Origin of the sequence: Photorhabdus sp. RM322S, assembly GCF_042879395.1 — a bacterium.
In the GTDB taxonomy this organism is placed as follows: domain Bacteria; phylum Pseudomonadota; class Gammaproteobacteria; order Enterobacterales; family Enterobacteriaceae; genus Photorhabdus; species Photorhabdus khanii.
This window is the reverse complement of sequence record NZ_JBHFKW010000019.1, coordinates 1-25,187: the sequence shown is the minus strand read 5'-3', so window position 1 is coordinate 25,187 and position 25,187 is coordinate 1. Positions and strand designations below refer to the sequence as shown.

Below are 25,187 nucleotides of genomic sequence, written 5' to 3'. Positions count from 1 at the left end.
ATGGGTTTTCCCCATTATCACCCGATATATCAAACGTAACTGAAGAAGATACCCAAAAATAACACCACACCAACATAGTTATTATTGAGGAATGCCTGGAAACAAAGTTCTCTTTCCCGACCTGCCATCAGTTTCTGCTGATAAATAAATAAGGCACCGGCAAGCAACAATGACCAATAATAGATGCCGCCCAGATTCATCATATAACCCACCAACAGCAAAACCAGCAACATAGCAAGTTGCAGTAAACCAATAATCAACTTATCGAAACGACCAAACAGGATAGCAGTAGACTTAACACCAATTTTCAGATCATCGTTACGATCGACCATGGCATACTGCGTATCATAAATAACCGACCACAAGATATTAACCAGAAATAACAGCCAGCATTCTAGTGGTAAGGACTCACTAACCGCAGCGAATCCCATTGGGATAGACCAGCCATAAGCCGCTCCCAGAACAAACTGAGGAAGATGACTGAACCGTTTAACAAAGGGATAAAACCAGGCCAGCGCCAACCCAACGACTGACAACCAGATAGCCATCTTATTAAGCGCCAGAACCAACCCGAAAGAAATCAGCACCAGTACGACAAACAGGATCTTACTCTCTTTCTCACTGATAGCACCACTGGGCAGAGGACGTGTTTTTGTCCGTTCGACATAACCATCAAATTTTCTGTCAGCAAAATCATTAATGACACATCCTGCTGCACGCATCAGAAACACACCGGCAGTAAAGACCAATAATATGTGCATATCCGGGATCCCTTTCCCGGCAATCCATAAGGCCCAGAACGTCGGCCACAACAGCAATAATGCACCTATGGGTTTATTAATACGCATTAAACGGCAATAGGCCAGCCATTTACTTTGCGCCATACTTCCCACCACTTCTGTCTCCCCTTTTTTTAAATTTCACTTTCGTATACAGGTGATTCAGGCAAGAAGACTTCCGTTAATAATAATGGCTTGCCTGATAACCTCAGCAATGATCGCCTTGCCCAACATTTCCCCTGTTGCCCCACATGAATATAATCCCGCGTTAATTTATTGCTACTAAAAAGATATCGCCCAAGCGGGACTGTTCCTAAATCAACCAGATTTTCATCAGGGCCGGTTAATGTTGCTTCAGGAATCAATGTTCTTCCCAATAACCAAGGGATATTATCACCGTATAACACGACCTCACGCAGCCAGTATCTCTGACAAGTTAGCAAATGCTCACTTTCATCAAGAAGTTCTTCCGTTGTGATAAAAAACTCCCTGAATGGTACAACATGAACACGCTCACAGTATTGTTCAAAACGGCGGGTCATTGAGCCTAACTCCATCAGCCAGTCTGAAATCCCATCAGGCAAGTCAGATGAATCCACCGAAAACCACTGAATAGGTGCCGTTGTTAAGATCGAGTCAGTTAACATGCGATTTTCCATTAGGACAAATTTCTTTTATCCGGTAGTACAATTGATGGGCACTGAGAATACCACGTTGTAGGTATACAGAATAAAAAGTTATGATAAATTCTGTAAATAATGCTTGCCAAAAGAGCGAATTATGATGAACACAATTCGCTTATACAAATTAAATTCCTGATTCAGAATAATTGATTAACGCCATGCTTTAAAACGGTTAATCAATCCATTTGTCGAACTATCATGATCGGCAACCTCTTCACCCTCCTCAAGTTTTGGCAAAATACGATTAGCCAGCTGCTTACCCAGCTCAACTCCCCATTGGTCAAAGGTGAAGATGTTGAGAATCGCCCCTTGTACAAATATTTTGTGCTCATACATGGCAATCAACGCACCCAAACTGAATGGGGTAATTTCACGCAACAGAATGGAATTCGTCGGACGGTTTCCTTCAAACACTTTAAATGGTGCAACATGGCCGACTTCAACCGCAGTTTTACCACTGGCGGAAAACTCAGCGTCCACTTGCTCATGGGTTTTACCGAATGCCAACGCTTCTGTTTGAGCGAAAAAGTTGGAGAGCAATTTGTTGTGATGGTCACTCAATGGGTTATGGCTGATCACCGGAGCAATAAAATCGCAAGGGATCAGTTTAGTGCCCTGATGAATAAGCTGATAGAAAGCATGCTGACCATTGGTTCCCGGTTCACCCCAGATAATTGGGCCGGTTTGGTAACCCACCGGATGACCATTGCGGTCAATATATTTACCGTTGGATTCCATATTGCCCTGCTGAAAGTATGCTGCAAAACGATGCAGGTATTGATCATATGGCAGAATCGCTTCAGTTTCCGCGCCAAAGAAATTGTTGTACCAGATGCCAATCAGCGCCAGCAATACGGGGATATTCTGCTCAAACTGGGTATGGGCAAAATGCTGATCCATTGCGTGTGCACCACTGAGCAGTTGTTCAAAATTATCAAACCCAATAGAGAGCGCAATAGACAAACCAATCGCTGACCATAATGAATAACGGCCCCCCACCCAATCCCAGAACTCAAACATATTTTGGGTATCAATACCGAATTTCTTAACTTCCTGCTCATTGGTGGAAAGAGCGGCAAAATGCTTCGCAACATGCGCTGCATCACCGGCAGTTTTCAGGAACCAGTTACGCGCAGAGTGAGCGTTGGTCATGGTTTCCTGTGTAGTGAACGTCTTGGAAGCAATCAGGAACAAAGTTGTTTCCGGGTTAAGCGCTTTCAGGGTCTCCGCGATATGGGTTCCATCAACATTAGAAACAAAATGCATATTTAGATGATTTTTATAGGGTTTTAGCGCCTCAGTCACCATATAAGGGCCGAGATCTGATCCACCGATACCGATATTCACAACATCAGTCATCACCTTACCGGTATAACCTTTCCACTCACCGTTAATCACCCGCTGGCTGAAATTTTTCATTTTTTCCAACATAACATTAACCTGCTGCATAACATCTTCCCCATCAACAATAATCGGGGTATTGCTGCGATTACGCAGAGCAATATGCAGTACAGCGCGATCTTCAGTACGGTTAATTTTCTCACCGGAGAACATGCTGCGAATAGCGCCGGCAACATCCGTCTCTTTCGCCAGCGCCTGTAACTTTTCCAATGTCTCGGTTGTGATGCGGTTTTTTGAAAAATCCACCAGCATCTGGTCATCAAACGTCGCGGAGAACTTAGCAAAACGATCTTTGTCCTGTTCAAACAACTCACGTAGGTGAATACCTTTTATCTGCTCAAAATGCTGTTCTAATGCCTTCCAGGCTGAAGTTTGACTAGGATTGATATTTTTCATGGCGATGCTCTCTATCCACTGACTGTAAATAATTGGAGGTAAAGAAAGATTGTAACCCGTAATTCTGTGATTAAAGCCTCCTTTCCTTTAATCACTGATATTGGTCAAAACAATCAAGTTTTTCTAGCTCTATTTGCTGAGTTGCATGAAAAACAACCAACCCTCTCCGCTATCCTCAATTTCTTTTATGATTCTCCTATCATCATGAAAGATATTGATATAACCCTTCACTACGTTGACTCAAGCCGGTTAACCCGATATTTCTAAAATTCCATCCAGTCAACATAAGGTTATCGCAATGAGTTCTGTTTCATCCCTTTTCCCGGAAACCGGCGGGTATATCGTCGCAAAATTTGGTGGTACCAGCGTGGCAAATTTCGATGCCATGAATAGCAGTGCAGATATCGTACTGGCAAATAAAGAAGTTCGTGTCGTTGTACTGTCTGCTTCTGCTGGTATGACTAACCTATTAATCGCGCTGGCGGAAGGCTGCGATGCAGATAAACGGGCTGACTATCTGAAACAGATCCACACCATTCAATATGCGATTGCTGATCGTTTGCACATATCTGATGCTATTCGTCGGGAAATCAACCGTCTGCTGGAAAATATTAAAGCACTTTCTGAAACCGCATCGCTGGCAACTTCGGATGCACTGACAGATGAATTAGTCAGCCACGGAGAGCTGATGTCCACGCTGTTATTTACCGAGTTGCTTCGCCAGCGTGGTACCGATGCCGAATGGTTTGATATTCGCAAAATTATGCGTACCGATGATAGTTTTGGTCGTGCAGAACCAAACAACACACAGCTTCGAATACTGGCAACTGAACATCTCTTACCTCATCTGAAAAATACCCTGATTGTCACTCAAGGCTTTATTGGTCGTGAAGAGAAAGGCCGTACCACTACACTTGGACGTGGTGGCAGTGACTATACCGCGGCACTGTTGGGGGAAGCCCTGAATCTGGAACGTGTTGATATCTGGACAGATGTTCCGGGGATTTACACCACAGATCCGCGGGTGGCTCCTGCGGCTCAACGAATTGATAAAATTGCCTTTGATGAAGCGGCAGAGATGGCAACATTTGGCGCTAAAATCCTGCACCCGGCAACACTGTTTCCGGCTATTCGCTGTGGTATTCCGGTATTTGTTGGCTCCAGTAAAAATCCCCTAGCTGGCGGTACGCTGGTTTGCGATACGACAGAAGCGCCACCTCGGTTCCGTGCTATCACCCTGCGCCGGCAACAAACATTACTGACATTGCACAGCCTGAAAATGCTACACGCACAGGGATTTTTGGCTGAAATATTTACTATCCTGTCGCGTCATAACATCTCCGTGGATCTGATCACAACGTCTGAAGTGAATGTGGCATTAACACTTGACACTACCGGCTCCACCAACAGGAATGGCAGTTTGTTGACCAATGCACTGATGACTGAGCTTTCAACGTTGTGCAGGGTTGACGTGGAAGAAGATCTGGCGCTGGTAGCGATTATTGGTAATCAGCTTTCTCAAACCAGTGGATTAGGAAAACAGGTTTTTAGTGCGCTGGAAAGATTCAATCTCCGTATGATCAGTCACGGCGCCAGCAACCATAACCTATGCCTGCTTGTCCAAGGCAATGACGCAGAACAAATTGTTCAAACACTTCATCAGTGTTTATTTGAGTCAATATAATTTTTCAGACATTCGTATCCCGCTCAGTTAAAAGGCTGAACGGGCATACTGGTCAGGCGAAAACCTACTATAAGAGCTTCCCAACATACTCAACGCCAATTTATGGCAGTGCTATACCATCGTCTGAAATAAAGGGATGCGGCTGCGACACCATAAACGGCCATTATGAATCACTATCGATTCAGGCCCTGATGAAAGACAATTGTGACTGCTCACCGCCCTAAAGGGCGATGCTTCCCACTTCACAAGCCACAACCGTCGATATGACGGATTTACGCGGGCCTCCGTGGGCAGAAACGACGAGTCCCGCCGCCTGTAATTCTGCTGTGCCCTTGCTCTGTATGTTGATCGCCGCATTGATATCACGGTCATATTCGACACCACAGCAAAGGCATTGCCAGAACCGCTTATGCAGCGGCATTTCCGGCACTTTGTGACCGCAGCAATGGCAGGTTTTCGAGCTGGCGAACCACTGATCCAGTTTGACCAGGTGGACACCCGCCGCCGCGGTTTTGTATTCCAGTTTCATAAGGAAGCCATGCCAGCCAGCATCCCCGATAGCGCGAGCAATGTGGTGATTCTTCATCATGTTTGCCGATTTCAGCGTCTCAACAATGACCGCTTGGTTTTCGTCAACCATTGTTCGAGAGAGTTTGTGTTGAAAATCGGCGCGGGCATTGGCTATCCGCTCATGGACTGCCGCCAGACGTAAGCGGGCCTTGCCGCGGTTAGCGCTGCCCTTTTGTTTGCGGGATAGCGATTTCTGCTTACGGCGCAGGTTTCGAGTGGCATTGATAAGGTGACGAGGGTTATTCACCTTCTCCCCGTTCGACTGGATAAGATAGTGGGATAAACCCATATCACAACCGGTCACGCGGGTGATAACGCCCGGCTTTTCCGGCACCTCCCTGCCATCGTCACAAAGGATAGCGGCGAAATATTTTCCCGTGGCTGTTCGGGATAGCGTCATGCTCTTAACTTGCCCTTCAATTTCTCGGTGTATGCGCGCCTTTATTGGTAACAATTTCGGGATCTTCACTGCGCCATCCAGCACTTTCACCCCAACACAGTGATAGCTGGATTGCCGGCCCTGTTTGCGTTTGAACGTGGGAAATTGGGATCGCAACTTCGAATTAAAGAAATTATCAAACGCGGTATGCAGATTGATCACCGCCTGCTGTAACGCGATGGCGTCATATGCCTTGAGCCAGGCGTACTTGCGTGATTTCTTCGCGACCGCCAGTAGCGGTTTGAGGTCTTTACGCGGATTTAAACTCACGCCGTGACGCTTGTAAACCTGCTTTTTGATGTGCAGCACTTTGTTGTACGCAAAACGGACCGCACCGAACTGGCCGTTAAGATATTCCGCCTGTTCTGGTGTGGGGTAAATGCGTACTTTGGTCGCTCTTAACATATTCAGCGCTCATTGAGATAGTGCATTGATTTTAGCCGGTTACAGGAAGATATCAACGGGTTGTGCATGTGATATTCACAACAAAGTCCCGTCGAAAGCGCTTTGATGGACGGATGATAAACCCGCTACGTGATGCATTCAGTTCGGCGGCGGCAAAACGAGAAGGTGAAAGGGTTGAGAGGGAGGGTGAATGTAATCATGTGCATTTTCTGGCCGCCTATCCGCCGAAACGGGCAGTAAGCGTCATGATGACTCATTGAAAATCGGTATCATCACGGTGCCTTTATCAGCAAAATACGCATTTGCGGATGCAGAGCAAAACCAGACTTCTGTGGTCAAGGTCATACTTTGCCTGTAGCGCAGGGGGCGCAACGAGAGAAACGTGAAAAGCGTAGGTTGCCAGTCAGAATACGCCGGAGTAGCCAGCTCTAAAGCCCTTTGGGCTTTTCGCCTTAAATCCCCGCCCTCACTGGGCAAGGGTTTACGGCGGTTTTTGCTAAACGGATATCGATATCCAGTAGGTCTTACAGAAACGTTTCACGGGATCAAATTTTAAAATCGCGACCGCTGACAAACCCCGTTATTTTGAACTGCATCCCAAAATTTGACAATCAATTTAATTGAGGATCTAGAATATCTATTACTTTAGTTAATACTTCATCAACGACATTAGGTTCAGCTTGTGCCGAATAGGTAGCTTTGCGTTCATTCAAATCAAGTGAACGAATCTGGTAGCAAAGCGCAACACCGGTAATTTTTCCGGTATCGGTACTTGAACCATCCAGATATACGGTAATAGCTTCAGAACGTGCTAGCCCTCCACCACTAGTAATTGGAACACAAAGTGCAGTGCCTAACTTTTGATTCAATGCAAATTCAGAGATAACCAGATAGTAATGTGCCCCTTTAAACTCTCTGCCGCTAACGGGATCGCCGTTAGCATGCCAGATTTCACCCTTACTTGGGACGTCCTTTCTACGCACCATTAAATCACCTCATTACCAACAGGATGAGAATTTAGATCATCGGCTGTTGCTTCGTTGAAAGTCCGCACTTCTGTTTCATCAATGCCCTGCAACAATTCAGAAAGAGACTTCCTGCCTCTGGCAATTCTACCTGCTGGTTTGATGCTTATTCCGTCACCTGATGTTCTTACATCCAATTTTATACCTACTGACCACCCCGTTACTGCTGCAACGTCACTAGGAATTGTGACAACCACTGCCCCACCCTGTTGACGTAAACGTGTTATTGCCATAATAATCTCCAATCAATGTGTAACTTTATCTCACATATTAATTGTATCACAAAGTCACACTTTTTGCTTTAAACAAGGGCCCCAATAGAATGAGGAAAAATAGTACGTTAAGCCAGATTAGCGTGAAAAGAAAATTCGGTATTTAAGCCACTTACATAAACATTCGTTTAAGCATCTGTCCATTCGTATTAAAATATCAATTCAGCCAAATTTCTGATGGATGTTTCCCAAGACGATCCACAATAATCTTTCCTTTTTTAGGCCAAGAACGGGTTAATCCATTCGCTAATGTAGATGCCTGAGTGGCATAAATTTTGGGCAAAAATCATCGACGCAGCAGTAAAGTTCTTCTAAATTAATCACGTCTGATGATCAGTCAGGGGATTATCGCTCTGCAAAAGTGATAATCAAGATATAAGGTTAACTATTAAGAAAAGCAGGTAGTGTTAGCTATGACAGGTGATCATCCCGGCCTTTCCAGCACCATTCTGATCACCTGTTGTTCAACGTTAAAATAAGACTTTTTTACAGCATCAAATGCTGTTAGTCGTTCGCAATGTTGACCATAATGCCTTCATGGCCTTTCCCTTAGGGAAAGCGATATATTCCGGTTCAATTAACGACGGCCGCCAGCTCATTTTATATTGACGTTGCGAAGCGGCAGGATAAACAATGCCGCCTTTTGATGACAACCATTTGGCAATTTTATGAAAGATTGCCGAATCATTGAAGTTCCTCTCCTCACCAAACTCCACCAATGGGGTGAAACCTAAATGAAGGTAGGAAACTGTCCCCTCTTCCAGGAAGTCATTAATCGCGGTTTCATTAATAAACTGCATAGTGCCGTCGGGTATATCCGGTTTCTTTCGGGATAGATTATGAAACCACCCCGATGTCTCCCCCCAAGTGTAACTATAGACGATATATGCCTGAATCTGTTCTCCCCGAGTTGCAATATAGACTCTGTGCTCACCTGAATTCACTTCCACGGTGTTGAAATCAATCACCAGTTTTTTCAGGGCTTTCGCATGTTTTTCTTTCAACCAAAGCTGATTAATCTGTTCTAGTTGTGGTTTTAGCCGATAATATTCCTCTTGCGAGCTTATCTCTCGAACAGAAATTCCTGCCCTTCTGGATTTGCTGATTTTATTTCTAAGCTGCTGAAACCGCTTGCCTGTCATGCTATATCCATTAAGGCTCAGTGAATAACTGGCCCCAAGCTGGTTCACAGAAAAGCCATTATTCTTCAATAACACAAAGTCACTCTCATCACCGTGCAGAAAAACCGGGAAAGCCCGTTTTTCTCTGGTGAAATTGAGAAATAACTGCAAAAGTGCAGCGCGTTCTTCGTCAGGCGCCAAGATGCCACCCACACACATATGTAGGTTTTTGTCCTGGAAGAAACCAATCGCTCCCTTCTGATTCGTAAACCACTGTGTTTCACTATTGAACAACAGACTACTCAACGGGTGCTTTGCATAGCAGAGCACTTTTCTAAGATGACTGTTGCCAAGAACATCCTGAGCGTTCCCGGTGGTAATAACCTGGGGAACATCAGGCAACATACTCATAACGTTCACCTTGATTCTTCGGGGCATACTGGACCGGGATAAACCCATGCTTCCTGGCGATATCCCGAATGGCTAATGCGTCATTGTAATCAATAGACTTACCGATGCTTTGATGAACACTCACCTGCTCAAGCGCCACAGCAATGGTTTCTGACAAGCAAGCCAGATTGACCCCCGCAGGGACATCGATCAGATTGCAATCGCTGTAAGTGACTTTCTCAGGCTGATAGACCAAACCACCTTCATAAACAAGATGGTTACCGTCACGAATGAAATCGAATGGTCTGGCCGCATCAAAAACAATGGCGGAATCTTTCAAGTAATTCGTATTCAAGAAAGGCTTGCCTTCACTGGTTGCTGAGACGATAAAGTCAGCCTGACTCAAAGATTGTTCATAACTCTCTATCGCTTCTAAACCAAAGGTGCCAATGACTTCAAGAACTTGCTGATGCAACACACGGGCATCGGTGACACCGGGATTTTGTTTAACAAGCCATTTCCTCATCTTATCCATGACAGAATCTGGCTGGATAATATCGTGAGTTTTTAACACCGTGGAGAGAAGCGCCTTGGTCAGCTCAGAAAGCAAAATGCGTGCTTTATTGGGGCGGCTAACCAGGATAATCCGGCCAAAGTTATGGGCTAAACCGGTGACAGAAAGCCGGCCGACAGAGCCTCTGGCCCCCACTACCGCCAACGTTTGCTGGGACGCATTTTCAGCCAACATTGAACGAATACCCTCAACCACCGCCATCGCCGTCAGAGAATTGCCGTTAGTCACTATCCGGCCCTGCCGATTATTCACCAAGCTGTTACCCCCATCAGTAATCACCGATGTATAAGCGCCTAATCCGACTATTTCAGCACCATTTTTCTCTGCTATATCAAAATACTCCTTCATTAACACCGCCCGTTCTTTCACCGACAAAGCCATCATATCTTCGGGACTGATAGGTGAGAAAAGAAGCATACCGTTAGCGTATGCCGTTGAGCTTTCGACACCAAACTCAACCGCGATATCAGGATTGAAATCAATCGCGGAAACTTCCGTGATCCAGTTACCGAGCTGTTTCTGTTGCTCCGGTGTGTAATTCTCCTTTATTGACAGACAATAGGAATGCGCAAGCTCACTGACCGAAGTGGTATGAATCAGGAAAGCGAATTTCTTACCCTCAACCAATTGCGGTACAGGCGCTTTAATCTGAGCAACATTGTTGTTTTTTGAAATTGGATAACTGACCGACGGTGGCGGGAGATCCGCAACAGATAAGTCTATCAAGTGTGAAAACAGAATGTCATATCGCCCATTCTGGACCAGTTTACAAACCTCATCAAAAGCCGTGAAAAACGCTTTAATATCTTCTTTGGCAACGTTAAGCGGCGGCTCAAAGCGTACAGAACAAGGACGGGACATCAATGGCATAGTGAAAATGCCATAGTGTTTCAATAAGAAACTACAAATAATGTAAGCCAAACCACCACTTCGTTGGCTGAAATTGATAAATATGTTGGAAACCGCTTTACTGTCCTGTATTTCCAGACCCCGCATCAAGCCGGCACCTTGCCAATAAAAAAGCGTCGGGTATTTAGCGGCCAACTGTTCAAGACATTCATCAACATAATTGCTGACCTCCTGAACATGCGTTAACGCCTTGCCGTCATCTTTAGTCAGATGTTCGATAACAGCAATCCCCATAGTCGCCGCCAGAACATTATTGGCAAACGTGGAGCTGTGTTTCTTGTCGAACTCGGAAACATAAAGTTCATCTGAATACAACATTGCACCAATAGGCGAGATACCCGCACCCAACGCCTTAGAAAACAGGATCACATCCGGTTTCAGGGAATAGAGCGTGGCCGCACAGAATGCCCCCAACCTACCGATGCCAGTCTGAACTTCATCAAATACTGACAACGTGCCATTGGCCTTACACAATTGCAAAATACTGGAGAGCGTATCCGATGGAATCACTTTCATTCCACCTTCCCCCTGTACCGGTTCAATGATAAATGCGGCAAATTCCCGGCTTTCCAGCTTTCTTTTTATTTCATCCAGGTTTTCACTATCAACATGTTCATACAGCTTATCATCGTAAATGAAATCAGCTTTAAACCGATTGGAGCCTGTAGCGGATAATGCCGAGTAAGTTTTACCGTGGAAACTGCGATTCAGACTCAAAATACTTTTTCTGCCGGTCACCAGGCGTGCAAACTTAATCCCCGCTTCTACCGTCTCAGCACCACTGTTAGTAAAAGTACAGTGGGTGTATTTTTCCTTGTCTATTTGTTCTGCCAGCATTTCAGCCAATAACCGTACCTTTTTGTGAATATTGGGCTGAAAGAAGATAGGTTCTTTATTTTCAATGAACTTACTGACTTCGGTGATAGCAAAATCAGGATTATGCCCAAATGGCAATGCACCATATTGAGCCAAAAAGTCTTTAACAACCCGGCCATCCGATAATGTAAGCCGGTTATTTTCAGCAGACTTAATATCCAGTTCAAGGCCCACAGAGTTTAATAAACTCTCACGATATTGATTAACAAACATAGTTCTCTCTCTCTTTTTTTAGGTGCACAAAGTCATGCTGTAAACAGCATGGGAAAATTCTTGAGTTATAAATAGGTGATCTAAAAAATCATTAAGCTGGCTGCATTATTTGGTTAATCATCTGGAATTCTCCTACAGGATGAAATTTAAATAACTGTACAGCGGAATAGAAACTCATAATTTCTGGTGTTGTCATCACCTTAATCCCACCACAACATCGGAATATGAAATTGGCGGTCTCTTCAAGGATCTTTTCCAAGGTATAACGTAACGCGAGGATCTTATAGACGGCATTTTCATCCTGACTAGCATAAAAAGCTATCATCAGCATCTGATCGAGAATAACACTAATCTTATAATCAGCTTGGGTCAGGGTGTATTTAATGGACTGCTGTTCTGCCACTTTCTCAGGAATAAAACGAGCAAGACCATCCAAAACGCCAGAGTAAGTATTAGCGGCAAAATAATTAAACAGTGATAAACCGTAGGAAAGAATTGCTTGCTGCTCAAGCCCCTTATAATGAGAAAGACGTTCTGAGGAAATTTCAGTATCCAAAAATTTTACTTCTTGATTATCACTTTCAGTAAAAATCCCCAGTCGCCAGAAAGGAATAACCTTAATACTCTGCGCCGATTTAGAAACCAACACGACTCTCATTTCATTGTCATTATCTGTGTCGCATACCGATAATACGTAATAATCAGCAATCGAAGACAGAGAACAGGGTTTCTTCGAACCATTAACCAATAGTTTTCCTCCTTTAGAATGCATTTTAAGTGACGGCATAAAAATATTCGCTCCAGGCAGCCCCTCTGCAAAAGCAGAAGCAACCAGCGCTTTTGAAGCCATCACTTCATCCAATAATGTGTTGTTATCTTCGAATATATCGGGAAACTTACTGCAAGCCAGTACAATATGATTATGCATAGTTAAGGCAATACCGACAGAGGGAAGCCATGAAGAGACTTCACGTACAGTCTTACCCACCTGATGAAGCCCCTCGATGCTGGATTGAGCCACCAAGCGTAAGCATTGTGAAGCGGCCCCAGAATCCAGCAACAATCTCTTCAACCTATCAGGAGTCAAATGCTGATATTTCCCGCTATTTTTCCTGAGCTCTTCAACAATATCTGTCATTTTCAACTCTCCTTTGCTTATTCAAACAACTCACTGAATAAGCCTGATATCTACACTAAGCCCATGTACTCAAGACGGGACTGTTGCATCTGCTCCACCAGAGAATGAGATAGCTCAAGGCGAGATTCCACAGTAGAATCGGACAACAGCATCCCGGGTGCCAACTCATAGCCTTCAATAAAGCGCAAATTGCTCTGCATACCCCGTTGATAGAACATTTCGCGCTCCACAAACAGGTCATCAACAGATACCTGATTCCATAACGCCAATCCTTCTTCTATACACTCAAGAGCCGGTTGCTTTAACGAGCTATCCTTTTCGAGCGCCATTTTGACAATGTTTGCACACACGGTCAGATGCCTTAATTCATCAGCATTAGCTCTGGCCTGAGTCTCGGCGGCGGTAATATCAAAAGGACGCCATTTGATCTCACTGAGTTCTGAAGTTGGCGCCAACACACCTTCCAGAACAACAGTAATGATCAGCACACCGGCGATGTAGTTATTTTCCAATACCACCCACTTGTCAAAATAAGTTCTCAATGTCTCCAGCATATTGGTCATTTTTCCCAATAAGAGGCCTTCCATTTTTCCGGCTACATTGCCGATATCCGCGAAACCTATTCTCACCAGGTGTTCCCTGAATAATTTGGCATGTCTGCCTTCATCAAATATCTGGGTCAACATATAATCAAAGTTGATATTGTCAGGTGCTTTATCTGCAAGCAACAACAATGCCTTAGTCGCTTCATATTCTGAAATCGATTTAAAAGAGAGCTCCCTAATCAGAGATTCCCGTAAATCACCGGGCAAATAGGTTAGTTTAAGATCATTGGCATAATGGTTTTTTTGTCTTTGTTCAACCTCTACCTGTTCAGTAAACCATTCATCCAATCCCCAATCCTTTGCTTGCATTTCTATTTCCGATGCCTGTTTAATTAAGCTCATGATATAAATTCCTATTTAAATGGAGTTATCTCTCTATAATGTTTCATTTTAATGAACAGTTGGCTGCTTAAATACATTAATAGATAATTTAGGGAAATTTCCCAGCACACCCCGATCCAGGCAAATGTGGACAAATAACGCAATAACACTGTAATTATCCTGAAATAACCAGAGCCAGAGCAAAGTAATCATACTAAGCGTGAATAAATTATGGCAAGCATTATAAACAGTATAAAAAACAGGTGGTGGAACCTCTTTCTTATTCAGCAAACTCCAAATCCGTCCTGGATAATAGCCGATAATATCAATCAGAAAAAATAACACAATAAATTGCCACCAATTGATATAACTCTCAAGCTGCCAGGTCAGAAATAAACTGATGAAAAACAACCCCAGAAATTCCCAACGCAGAATTTTCAATGTATTAATCATTTCTATTCTCCATCATTTCTCTCTTCATGATTGCAATAATGCCTTCTGGCTGTTTAATCCAAACACTATGAGGATTCCCTTTAAGAGCCAGGGTTATTTCACTCACTTTTGCGTGAGGTATAAGACTTGCTAATGATTGGGTAGATTTTAACGGTGCCCAATTATCTTCTTTGAAACAAATATAAACCGCTTTGGATAAATTCTTATTCCTTTTACCTTTATAAGCACTGATATGGTCATAATTCCCTGTCCAGACAGTCCAGGACCAATCACGCATCAACCCCTTAGCTTCTCTTATACCAAAACCAATCTTTTTTCCAGGGAGATAACCATATAACGCAGTCAGAATGTTAAAAATAACAGCAGCCTTTATCATCTGTATCCGCCCCATTCCCTGCCAATTCTTATACCACACGCTCCCGGTTGCCACACAAAACAGAGAAAAAGGCCGGTCAGTTGAGCAGGCAAAAAGCGTCGCAATATGCCCTCCAAGGCTGTGACCAAATACAATAGGAATTTCCTTACTATTTAATTGAATAGCCTTGTCCAACATTGTGGGAAGATAATCCCGCAGCAGATCGGAATAGTTATAATCATTTTCCCTGCTGGGTTTGGGTTGGTTGTCTCCATAACCTGGCATATCAGCAGTCACAACCTGAAAACCCTCTTTTACCAGTTGTTGTATCAGAGTTTCATATTTCCTGATTTCCACACCAATAGCCGGTAACAATACAATCACCCTGCCATTATTATCTCCCTGATAAACCTTATAATTACAGAGAAAATTGCCAGCCACTTTAAAATTATTATTTTTCATATCTACAATGCCCCCATTAACTACATCACACTCCGGTGACTGACATCGGCGAGAAAGCAGCCAAAAAAATTCGTGTTTTAAAGGCGATAAATATCAATCAGTTATCTATATTTACCTTTTCGGGCTATTGGTGGTTTTTAAATTTATTATTAACCAATAAAAAGCCCCTTATACTTTATTAGTTACAGGCTATCGATAAATCAAGAAACATATATTATTTTCCGAATTATTTGCTGGAAGAATTATTTTACACTTCACACATGATTTAATTGCAAATGTGAATCATATCATTAATATATGAACAAGATTAATTATCAATCAGTAACAATATCAATCCTGAATATATTAAATATATATATAACAACTTCCACAGAACAATATGGTTATATATAAAAACAATCGATTAATAATGGAGATAGATGACTTTAATTGTGGAAATACATAAAAGCAAATTAACTTTATTCATGTAAAAATTAAACAATATATTCTGAAATTATTTCATTATTTTATCTTTACCAAATCAATTTAATACTTTCACCAAAACAAACTATTAATTCCTTACATTATCTCTTAATAACACTTACACAATAACATTATTAAAGATTATAAATTATTATTTATCTACTATTTAATTCATCAAATTAACCAGTCATTCTGATATCTTATTTTTTGACTGGCTTTAATGATAACCATCAATTTTATGGGACTAGAAACTATCTTATTCGGCGTTATTGTTGCAGGCCGTTATTGTAAATAAATAGTGAACACAGACAGCGCACAGAAATCAGATCTACACATAGTACGTAAGGAGTGACAGATAACATTCTCCACACATCGGATGAGTATTTTTCAGGTTTATCGTCCATAATGAGAAATGAAAATGAATTCCATCTTATGATTCAGAGGGCATTTCAATGAGCACTGCCGTTACCAGTAAAAAAACAAAAAGGACTAAGATTACGACGAATAATGCTGCTGCTAACGGGCAGGTACAGTCATTAAGTCGCGGTCTTAATCTTTTGGAATCTATTTCCGAGTCACCCGGAGGTATCGCACTGACTGATTTAGCACAACAAGCCGGATTACCCAACTCCACCACTCACCGCCTTCTGACCACCTTACAACAACACGGTTTTGTTCGTCAGGTTGGCGATTTAGGGTTGTGGGTTATCGGTTCACACACGTTTATTGTCGGCAGCAGTTTCTTGCAGAGCCGCAATCTATTGGCACTTATTCACCCTATCCTTCGCCGCCTGATGGAAGATTCCGGTGAAACCGTCAATCTGGCTATTCTTGATCACAGTGAATATGAGGCGGTTATTGTCGATCAAGTGCAGTGTAATGCCCTGATGAGAATGTCCGCACCTATTGGTGGCAAATTGCCTATGCATGCTTCCGGGGCGGGAAAAGCATTCCTTTCAACACTATCAGATAACCAACTGGTTCAATTACTGCATAAGAAAGGGCTTCATGCTTATACGCAACATACCAAGACAACCCCTTCAAGTTTAAAAGAAAATCTGGAACAAGCGCGTAAACAAGGGTATTCGTTCGATGATGAAGAGCATGCTTTAGGTCTGCGCTGTATTGCCGCCTGTATTTATGATGAGCATCACCAAGCCTTCGCTGCTATTTCCATTTCCGGACCTGTATCTCGGATCACCGATGATCGCGTCACTGAACTTGGTGCCTCAGTTATCCGTGCAGCAAAAGAGATCAGTAAAGAATATGGTGGAATTCGTTAATTCTTTTTATTAAATTATCATATCCTTCTCAGGGCATTGATTTTTTCATGCCCTGTCTTTTCAGCCCAATAAATTCAACTTACTTTATAATATTCCTGAAAATATTATCGGTAATATAACAGAATAATAACGAAATTATTTAACCAGTTTAGAAGTAATATCAGTGACAAATGAGATAAAGGGTCCGAAGACAATTATATTTCCAGACCCTTACAGATATAGAAGGATTAGTTAATAAAGCACTAATCGATGAGTGCCATCCTTATTAAATCACTTTTGATAGATTCCAAGTGCCTGTTCCGTTGCCTCGATTAGAAAGACGTGAAGTATATACATTATATACTGCACCAGGAGCAGTAGCATTGAAACAAGTATCGAGAAATCCCCCGCGTACACTATTATAACTATTCAGAAAACGGATAATATCGCCTTCACGAACTTTACCATCATATCCATTGGTTGTATCTGAAAAAATGTACCATGTCAGGGTCTCAACCGGACGTGCTGTTTTATCGGCCGTGTAAACATTATAGAGCTCAGGCGATGGTGCGTAACCATTAGTGCCAAGATATCCTCCATTATTTTGGTAAAGGTTCACAAGAAACACCGTATCACCACTATAAACCTCTGTCCCTATATTCTTTCCGCTCGCAGACAAGATTTGCCATGTACCTGTACCCGAACCACGTGTCGGTGAAGAAGCCGTAAGTACGTTATATTTTGCTCCCGACACATTTGCATGACCATTAGTATCCAGATAGCCACCATTTCCATTATTATAGTTATTTTTGATATGAATTTTATCACCGTATAAAATTACACTAGCCATTATTAACTCCTTAAATGATTTCATTCAATTATATAAAATTTTAATGATTTTAATTAAAATTCAAAAATATTCATTATTTTTTAGTCATTAGCTGTGACAAAAATATGTTTTCTGAACTCAATGAAATTATAGAACACCAAAAAATAAACAATTCCATTTTTATTTCTTAAAGCAATCACCAAATATATGGTTTCAATTTACATTATGATTATGCTTTCTTAATAAAAAATATATTTTATATTAAACTTCAGATTTATTATTTTTAGGAACATTCATATCCGTAATAAGAAAAATAAATCGGAGTTAATTTATATTTAACTTAAGGAAACAATTTAATGAAGATAATAATATTAACTACTGATGAGCCACAGATTCGGCTAATAGCGGATGAAAACAGCAGTTGCCAATAGCAACTGCCATGAGTAAACATCACACTGAATCTTTGGAGGCAACAGCATAACGGGTTTCTGCATCATTACTCTCAATTCGCTGGCTAAACCGCTGTTTACGGCGATATGCAAACACATCTTCCACATGACCACCTTTAATCCGTTCTTGTAGCGCTCGCCAATAATCTGCTTTGAACAAATCACTATGCATCTCTTCAAAATAACGGCGAATACGACTGTCAGCACAAAGAAAATGCCGGAATTCCTCAGGAAAAACATCATTTGGCGCTACGCTGTACCAAGGTTCACTGGCAAGCTCGTCTTCTGGATAACGCGGCGGCGGTATATCGCGGAAGTTAACTTCCGTCATATAACAGATTTCATCATAGTCGTAGAACACCACACGCCCATGCCGTGTCACACCAAAGTTTTTGAACAACATATCTCCGGGGAAAATATCCGCCGCAGCAAGTTGTTTAATCGCATTACCGTATTCTTCAATCGCATCTTTCAGTTTCTGTTCATCCACTTGTTCCATATAGATATTCAACGGGGTCATTCGGCGTTCCATATACAGATGCTTGATAAGGATCTTATCCCCCAGATCTTCCAGTTTTTCCGGTATTTCTTTCTGCAACTCTGCCATCAATTCAGGACTGATACGGGCCTTATCAATAACAAAATTTTCGAATTCCTGTGTGTCAGCCATTCTCCCCACACGGTCATGCTCTTTGACCAGACGGTAACACTCCTGCACCCGCTCCTGAGTCACCTCTTTCTGTGGCGCAAATTTATCTTTAATAACCTTGAATACTCTATCAAGTGAAGGGGAAGTAAACACCAACATCACCATACCTTTAACACCGGGAGCAATCATAAATTGCTCTTTGGAGAAGGTAATAAATGCCAGATATTCCCGGTAATATTCTGTCTTACCATGCTTCTGACAGCCAATTGCCATATAAAGCTCAGAAGTTGATTTGGCCGGCAGAATTTCTCTCAACCACTCCACCAAAGCCGCAGGCAAAAGCGCATAAACCATAAAATAAGAGCGGGCGAAACCGAATACAATGCTGGCATCAGCCTGATCGGTCAGACAGGTATCAATAAAAATCCCACCAGATTCGTTATGATGGATCGGCAATAAGAAAGGATAAACCTGATTTTCAATGCGGATTTTACCCACTAGCCAGGCGGCTTTGTTGCGATAAAACAGTTCATTCGCTATCTGAAAATTCGCCTGTAATAATTCTCCGGCTGGAAATGTTCGTTGCAGATAATCCGTGATGTAACGAATATCCCTCTCCAGATCTTCCCAATGTAAACGAAGCGGCAGATCATTGAGCATTGTCCGTAACATTGAGGCAAGATTGCCATCAGGGAAAAAGTCACGGGATAACGGCCGGGGAATATCCCGGAATCTGCGGGCAGGCTGGGAGGTAAAAATAAATAACTTATCCGGTGTCAGGTTACGATGCTCAAACAGACGGCAATAAACAGAATTAAAAAAACTTTCGGCAATTTCAAACCGGGGATAATCTGGTAATAAACTGGTATAAACCACCTTCACTTCGGCAATGTACTCTTCATCATATCCGAAAACACCATGTATACATTTAAGCTGCTCAACAACCAACCCAACATGATGATCATAAAGATTGATACGCTTTTTCATCGCTTGCTGAACGGCGCGCCAGTCAGCCTGTTCGAAGCGTTGCTGTGCACCTGAAGTCACCTCCAAAAAGCGACCATACTGTGCATCGAATCCTTGTAAAATCGTTTGTGCTATCAGATGTGCTGAATCTATCCCCATCGCAACTCCTCAATATATTCAGCCTGCAATAAGCAGGCTGAATAGAATAAGAAACACAACAATCAGAACTGCTGCTCTTCCGTAGAACCCGTCAATGCAGTGACAGATGATGTCCCACCCTGAATAATCGTGGTCACTTTATCGAAATAGCCTGTACCCACTTCCTGCTGATGAGAAGAGAAGGTATAACCACGCTCAATGGATGAAAACTCTCTTTCCTGTACCTTCTCCACATAATGTTTCATACCTTCGCCCTGAGCATAAGCGTGTGCCAGGTCGAACATGTTGAACCACATACTGTGGATACCCGCCAGAGTAATAAATTGGAATTTATAACCCATTGCTGACAATTCAGCCTGGAAACGCGCAATGGTCTTATCATCCAAATTCTTTTTCCAATTGAACGATGGAGAGCAGTTGTAAGCCAATAATTTACCGGGATATTTGGCGTGAATCGCCTCGGCAAAACTGCGGGCCATTTCGATATCCGGTGTTGATGTCTCACACCAAACCACATCAGCATATGGTGCATAAGCCAAACCACGACTAATCGCCTGATCGATACCTGCTCTGGTACGGAAAAATCCTTCATAAGTCCGTTCGCCAGTAATAAACTCACTATCATAAGTGTCACAATCAGAAGTCAGCAGATCAGCTGCATCGGCATCTGTACGGGCAATGAGCAGTGTCGGCACACCAGAAACATCCGCTGCCAGACGCGCAGCAACCAATTTTTGAATAGCCTCTTGTGTCGGAACCAGAACTTTACCGCCCATATGACCACATTTTTTCACCGCAGCAAGTTGATCTTCAAAGTGAACAGCCGCAGCGCCAGCCTCAATCATGGCTTTCATTAGTTCAAAAGCATTCAGAACACCACCAAATCCTGCTTCCGCATCTGCCACAATTGGCAGAAAATAATCGGTATAGTCCGAGCTATCAGTACCAATACCATTTGCCCACTGAATCTGATCTGCACGGCGAAAACTGTTGTTAATACGTTTTACTACCGCCGGAACCGAATCTACCGGATAGAGGGATTGATCAGGATACATACTGGATGCAGTGTTAGCATCAGCCGCAACCTGCCAGCCAGAAAGATAAATCGCTTCAATACCCGCTTTTGCCTGCTGTAATGCCTGTCCGCCGGTTAATGCACCCAATGAGTTCACATAACCCTTCTTTGCTTTACCATGCAGCAGTTCCCACAGTTTTTTGGCACCAAGCTGTGCCAATGTATGTTCGGGATTAACCGAGCCACGCAATTTGACCACATCTTCCGCACTGTACGGGCGGATAATTCCATTCCAGCGAGCGCTTTTCCATTCCTGTTCCAGTTGAGCGATTTGTTGAGTTCTGGAGATTGTCATGACTTCTACTTCCTATCTTTTATTAAATTAATCGGATAATGGTGGTTTATTATTATTCGTTGCTTAGTCGAGCAATTGATATCCCGGCAGTGTCAGGAAATCTATCAGCTCATCCTGAGTGGTAATGCGCTCCATCAACTTGGCCGCATCGTTAAATCGCCCTTGGCTGAAACGTGCTTCTCCAACTTCTTGCTTAATGACCTCCATTTCCTCTTCCAGCATTTGTCTGAACAAGCTTTTTGTTACTTTTTTACCGTTGGATAATGATTTTTCATGATGAATCCATTGCCAAATGGATGTCCGGGAAATTTCTGCTGTCGCAGCATCTTCCATCAAGCCATAGATAGGCACACACCCATTTCCTGAAATCCAGGCTTCAATGTACTGAACTGCCACGCGGATATTGGCGCGCATCCCTTCTTCAGTACGCTCTCCAGGACAAGGTTCCAGCAATTGCGCAGCCGTAATAGGTGCATCTTCTGCGCGGGAAATAGCTAACTGGTTTTGCCGTTCTCCCAATGCCTTATCGAAAATCTCCATTACCGTATCGGCAAGACCTGGATGAGCAACCCATGTACCATCATGACCATTACGCGCTTCCAACTCTTTATCCGCCCGAACTTTATCTAACACCCATTTGTTGTGTTCAGAATCTTTACTTGGAATAAAAGCGGCCATCCCCCCCATCGCAAATGCTCCACGTTTATGACAGGTTTTAATCAGTAAACGGGAATAAGCACTCAGGAAAGGTTGATCCATTGTGACAGATTGACGATCAGGCAAAACCCGATCACCATGATTTTTCAGTGTCTTGATATAGCTGAAAATGTAATCCCAGCGACCACAGTTAAGACCAACGATATGGTGACGAAGATGGTAAAGAATCTCATCCATCTGAAATACAGCGGGCAGAGTTTCAATCAATACTGTTGCTTTGATTGTACCTCTCGGCAAATCAAAGCGATCTTCTGCAAAACTGAACACATCACTCCACCAAAGCGCTTCGTGGTAAGACTGAATTTTAGGTAAATAGAAATAAGGGCCACTCCCTTTTGCCAGTAATTGCTTATAGTTGTGGTAAAAATAGAGCGCGAAATCAAACAATCCGCCGGCAATGGGTTCATCCTGATAGAGAACATGTTTTTCCGGTAAATGAAGCCCCCTTACCCGTGCGATCAAAACAGCAGGATCTGATCGTAACTGGTACTGCTTCCCCTGCTCATTAACGTAAGAAATTGTGCCATTAACAGCATCACGTAAATTGATTTGTCCCTCAATAACCTTATCCCAAGCCGGTGCTAAGGAATCTTCGAAATCAGCCATGAAAACTTTTACATTTGCATTCAAAGCGTTGATAACCATTTTCCGTTCTACTGGTCCAGTGATTTCTACTCTGCGATCACGGAGATCAGTTGGAATGCTTTGAATTCTCCACTCACCCTCTCTAATGGAACTGGTTTCCGAAATAAAATCAGGCAATTCACCGCCATCAATTTTCTTCTGCCAAATATCCCGAGCCGCTAATAGTTTTTTCCGTCTATCAGTAAACTGAACAACCAGATTTGCCAGAAAATCTACCGCTTCAGGCGTCAAAATCTCCTGCTCTGCCGCGCCAAATCGCTTAATAAACGATAATTCAGTCGCTAAAGTTTGCTGCGTCATTCACTTATCCTCATTTTAAAGCACACTTGAATAAGAGTAATCGATATTTAAAATAAATCAAAAACGATTTCCATTTTTAAATAAATTTATTTTTATTCAAGAAAAAACAATGAATTAAACGACAAATTACTCACCTATAATTAGAGAAATTGATTCCATAAATCATACGATCATTTTGTTAAGTTTTTGTTATGTAAGATAAACTACAAAAAGTGCGGTGTTGACAGAAGATTAGAAAAAAATCTGGGGAATGGAATGGCTGAGATTCAGCCATTTATGAAGATATTAGTCCAGTGTTGGATTCATGTAAGTAAGATCATATGGCGTAATCTGGTACACATAGTAATTCAGCCAGTTGGAAAATAATAAATGCCCGTGACTGCGCCACGATGCCAATGGTTTTCTTTCTGGATTATCATCTGGGAAATAATTTATTGGGATCTTTGGATCCAGACCTGCCGCTAAATCACGTAAATATTCACCAGCCAGTGTCCCGGCATCATATTCAGGATGACCCGTTACAAACACCATACGTTTATCTTTGCTCGCCAGTAAATACACACCTGCATCTTCAGAGCTGGAAAGAATATCAAGATCGGTATGTTCACGAATAACCTGATCAGGAAAGTCCGCATAGCGGGAATGAGGAGCAAAAAAAGATTCATCAAACCCTCGGGTCAATAGTGCCAGAGGATCCAGAGTGGTATGATAATAAACACCTGATAATTTTACTTCTCTGGTAAACTTCGGCAAACCATACAAAAGATTCAAAGCCGCTTGTACTGCCCAACAGATAAATAGAGTAGAAGTTACATGCTCCTTTGCCCAACTAATTATTCTTTCGATCTGTCCCCAATATGCTACATCTCCAAATTCAACTAACCCCAATGGAGCACCAGTGACAATTAAACCATCAAAATTTTGGTGTTTTATCTGCTCGAAATCACAATAAAAGTTATTCAAATGCTCAATAGGTGTATTTCTACACTTCCGGTTATCTACTCTGAGTAACTGAATATCTACCTGTAAAGGTGTGTTGGATAGCAATCGTAAAAATTGATTTTCTGTCTCAATCTTCTTTGGCATCAGGTTAAGCAGCAATACCTTTAGCGGACGTATATTTTGAATATTTGCACGGGTAGATGTCATCACGAACACATTTTCGTCTCGTAAGAAATTCACAGCAGGTAATTCATCCGGTATACAAATTGGCATGCTATAACCTCGATTTTTTTATCCATTTATATGTTTAGACTTCTAGATAGCTAAATCTAACTAAGTATTAGCTGAATGTCGAGGATTTACAAGTAAGCTGAAATTATTTCATTTTGTTCATACTACGATATCCAACATGTTAATAGTTAATAAGTTTTTAATATTTTAAACAAACAAGATTAATTAATAAATTATTCTTATTGTTAAACTATCAGATTTACCTCCAGCACTGAAATACATGTAGCTTCCTCTAAAACAGATATTCGAACTAATTATAATCTGGCAATAACTAACTCGATAAGATAGCTTTATGAATATATGAAAAGATTCCCACCATAACGAGCTGAACTTAGAATATCGTGACGAATTTTCTTTCTATCAGCTTAAAAAGCCTGTTTAATTCATTTATCAGCGATTCTATACTTAACTTATTTTACATTGACCTAACAATTTAAAAGCGCGAATATAGAAGCATTAAAGCTTTTATATCCAGAGCAGATTTAAATCAATAAATGCAACTTTTCAGAAGGATAGTTAATTGTATTTACTCGAAAATCATTAACCATAAATAGAAAGTTGAAAAGAAATACGCAAAAGAATATTTCCCGAACAGATGGGTGTTCACACGCTTTCTCGCCAGCTATTTTATGAGGAAAACTCTAAAAATGACGCAATAAAAAAGGGATAAAACGGTTAATTTGGCAGGATTTAAGCCCTGAAAAAGAAGTGATTATACGAAAAAACAGGAAGAAGTATTTTATATCATCAAGCTATTTAATTGCTGATTTATTAAGACAAAATAAAGGATAATGACCTATAAAACCTACTCAGAATTTCTAGTAAACCTTATGGACGGGGCGGGATTCCATTTTACGAAAAAAACAACCAATAAATAGATATTAATATAATTTATCCCACTCAATACAGCTTTATCAATAGTCTTTGATAACCATTCAGTCTGTTTTTTTAATTAAATGTGATTTATTTTTAAACAAAATATCCATTCTAAAAATGTAAGATCTCGCTCTGGTTTCTTAAAGGAAATGAACATCGGACGAAGCAGATCAACCAATCAATAAAATCATCCCCTGAA

The 25,187-nt window shown here is 42.0% G+C and carries 20 protein-coding genes and 1 pseudogene; 3 read left to right on the top strand and 18 right to left on the bottom strand.

Annotated features, from left to right (window positions below; translation table 11 throughout):
• Window positions 1–29: 29 nt before the first annotated feature.
• From ubiA to pgi, 3 genes are all read right to left on the bottom strand, one after another.
• Window positions 30–884 carry a 4-hydroxybenzoate octaprenyltransferase gene (gene ubiA / locus ACGF63_RS12740; RefSeq protein ID WP_152963985.1) on the bottom strand — a complete coding sequence of 285 codons (855 nt, stop codon included), beginning with the start codon at window positions 882–884 and terminating at the stop codon, window positions 30–32.
• 29 nt (window positions 885–913) lie between these two features.
• Window positions 914–1,426: a chorismate lyase gene (gene ubiC / locus ACGF63_RS12735; protein ID WP_152963986.1), complete on the bottom strand. Its 513-nt coding sequence runs from the start codon at window positions 1,424–1,426 to the stop codon at window positions 914–916.
• 186 nt (window positions 1,427–1,612) lie between these two features.
• A complete protein-coding gene (gene pgi / locus ACGF63_RS12730) occupies window positions 1,613–3,259 on the bottom strand; it encodes a glucose-6-phosphate isomerase (RefSeq protein WP_152963987.1) in 1,647 nt (548 codons plus the stop codon).
• Between the two features lie 298 nt (window positions 3,260–3,557).
• Between pgi and lysC the strand changes: the two genes are divergently transcribed.
• On the top strand, window positions 3,558–4,943 hold the full coding sequence (gene lysC, locus ACGF63_RS12725) for a lysine-sensitive aspartokinase 3 (RefSeq protein ID WP_152963988.1): 1,386 nt from the start codon (window positions 3,558–3,560) through the stop codon (window positions 4,941–4,943).
• Between the two features lie 220 nt (window positions 4,944–5,163).
• On the opposite strand, the gene ACGF63_RS12720 is transcribed toward lysC, so the two are convergent.
• Window positions 5,164–6,357, bottom strand: a complete 1,194-nt coding sequence (locus ACGF63_RS12720; RefSeq protein ID WP_387631230.1) for an RNA-guided endonuclease InsQ/TnpB family protein — start codon at window positions 6,355–6,357, stop codon at window positions 5,164–5,166.
• 59 nt (window positions 6,358–6,416) lie between these two features.
• On the opposite strand from ACGF63_RS12720, the pseudogene tnpA reads away from it, so the two are divergent.
• Window positions 6,417–6,743: pseudogene (gene tnpA / locus ACGF63_RS12715) on the top strand (IS200/IS605 family transposase); the annotation flags it as partial.
• A gap of 225 nt (window positions 6,744–6,968) precedes the next feature.
• Here the strand turns inward: tnpA and ACGF63_RS12710 are convergent.
• The 9 genes from ACGF63_RS12710 to ACGF63_RS12670 all read right to left on the bottom strand — a co-directional run bounded on the left by ACGF63_RS12710 (window position 6,969) and on the right by ACGF63_RS12670 (window position 15,071).
• Window positions 6,969–7,343 carry a type II toxin-antitoxin system PemK/MazF family toxin gene (locus ACGF63_RS12710; protein WP_152963989.1) on the bottom strand — a complete coding sequence of 125 codons (375 nt, stop codon included), beginning with the start codon at window positions 7,341–7,343 and terminating at the stop codon, window positions 6,969–6,971.
• Window positions 7,343–7,615 carry an antitoxin gene (locus tag ACGF63_RS12705; protein ID WP_387631226.1) on the bottom strand — a complete coding sequence of 91 codons (273 nt, stop codon included), beginning with the start codon at window positions 7,613–7,615 and terminating at the stop codon, window positions 7,343–7,345. The genes ACGF63_RS12710 and ACGF63_RS12705 overlap by 1 nt, the downstream gene beginning before the upstream one ends.
• 196 nt (window positions 7,616–7,811) lie before the next feature.
• A complete protein-coding gene (locus tag ACGF63_RS12700; protein WP_132354802.1) occupies window positions 7,812–7,937 on the bottom strand; it encodes a helix-turn-helix domain-containing protein in 126 nt (41 codons plus the stop codon).
• Window positions 7,938–8,148: 211 nt separating this feature from the next.
• Window positions 8,149–9,186, bottom strand: coding sequence for a DUF2156 domain-containing protein (locus ACGF63_RS12695; protein WP_152963990.1), 1,038 nt, complete (start codon window positions 9,184–9,186; stop codon window positions 8,149–8,151).
• On the bottom strand, window positions 9,170–11,737 hold the full coding sequence (locus ACGF63_RS12690) for an aminotransferase class III-fold pyridoxal phosphate-dependent enzyme (RefSeq protein ID WP_387631222.1): 2,568 nt from the start codon (window positions 11,735–11,737) through the stop codon (window positions 9,170–9,172). Before ACGF63_RS12690 ends, ACGF63_RS12695 begins: the two co-directional genes overlap by 17 nt.
• Window positions 11,738–11,828: 91 nt before the next feature.
• On the bottom strand, window positions 11,829–12,875 hold the full coding sequence (locus ACGF63_RS12685) for an acyl-CoA/acyl-ACP dehydrogenase (RefSeq protein WP_036846789.1): 1,047 nt from the start codon (window positions 12,873–12,875) through the stop codon (window positions 11,829–11,831).
• A gap of 50 nt (window positions 12,876–12,925) precedes the next feature.
• Entirely contained in the window at window positions 12,926–13,822 is an 897-nt protein-coding gene (locus tag ACGF63_RS12680) for a hypothetical protein (protein WP_152963992.1), read from the bottom strand.
• 48 nt (window positions 13,823–13,870) lie between these two features.
• Window positions 13,871–14,254, bottom strand: a complete 384-nt coding sequence (locus ACGF63_RS12675; RefSeq protein WP_036846794.1) for a membrane protein — start codon at window positions 14,252–14,254, stop codon at window positions 13,871–13,873.
• Window positions 14,247–15,071 carry an alpha/beta fold hydrolase gene (locus ACGF63_RS12670; RefSeq protein WP_036846797.1) on the bottom strand — a complete coding sequence of 275 codons (825 nt, stop codon included), beginning with the start codon at window positions 15,069–15,071 and terminating at the stop codon, window positions 14,247–14,249. Before ACGF63_RS12670 ends, ACGF63_RS12675 begins: the two co-directional genes overlap by 8 nt.
• A gap of 914 nt (window positions 15,072–15,985) precedes the next feature.
• Here ACGF63_RS12670 and iclR point away from each other — a divergent pair.
• Window positions 15,986–16,816 carry a glyoxylate bypass operon transcriptional repressor IclR gene (gene iclR, locus ACGF63_RS12665; RefSeq protein WP_036846800.1) on the top strand — a complete coding sequence of 277 codons (831 nt, stop codon included), beginning with the start codon at window positions 15,986–15,988 and terminating at the stop codon, window positions 16,814–16,816.
• Window positions 16,817–17,081: 265 nt separating this feature from the next.
• Here iclR and ACGF63_RS12660 read toward each other — a convergent pair whose 3' ends face one another.
• From ACGF63_RS12660 to metA, 5 genes are all read right to left on the bottom strand, one after another.
• Window positions 17,082–17,645, bottom strand: a complete 564-nt coding sequence (locus tag ACGF63_RS12660) for a hypothetical protein (protein ID WP_387631217.1) — start codon at window positions 17,643–17,645, stop codon at window positions 17,082–17,084.
• A 429-nt stretch (window positions 17,646–18,074) separates the two neighbouring features.
• Window positions 18,075–19,847 (bottom strand): bifunctional isocitrate dehydrogenase kinase/phosphatase, encoded by a 1,773-nt coding sequence (aceK, locus tag ACGF63_RS12655; protein ID WP_387631214.1) that lies wholly within the window; start codon window positions 19,845–19,847, stop codon window positions 18,075–18,077.
• Window positions 19,848–19,909: 62 nt separating this feature from the next.
• Window positions 19,910–21,217, bottom strand: coding sequence for an isocitrate lyase (aceA, locus tag ACGF63_RS12650; protein WP_152963995.1), 1,308 nt, complete (start codon window positions 21,215–21,217; stop codon window positions 19,910–19,912).
• A gap of 63 nt (window positions 21,218–21,280) precedes the next feature.
• The gene (gene aceB / locus ACGF63_RS12645) at window positions 21,281–22,879 is read right to left on the bottom strand and encodes a malate synthase A (protein ID WP_152963996.1); all 1,599 of its coding nucleotides are present in this window, start codon (window positions 22,877–22,879) and stop codon (window positions 21,281–21,283) included.
• Between the two features lie 285 nt (window positions 22,880–23,164).
• Entirely contained in the window at window positions 23,165–24,094 is a 930-nt protein-coding gene (gene metA, locus ACGF63_RS12640) for a homoserine O-succinyltransferase (RefSeq protein ID WP_152963997.1), read from the bottom strand.
• Window positions 24,095–25,187: the final 1,093 nt, after the last annotated feature.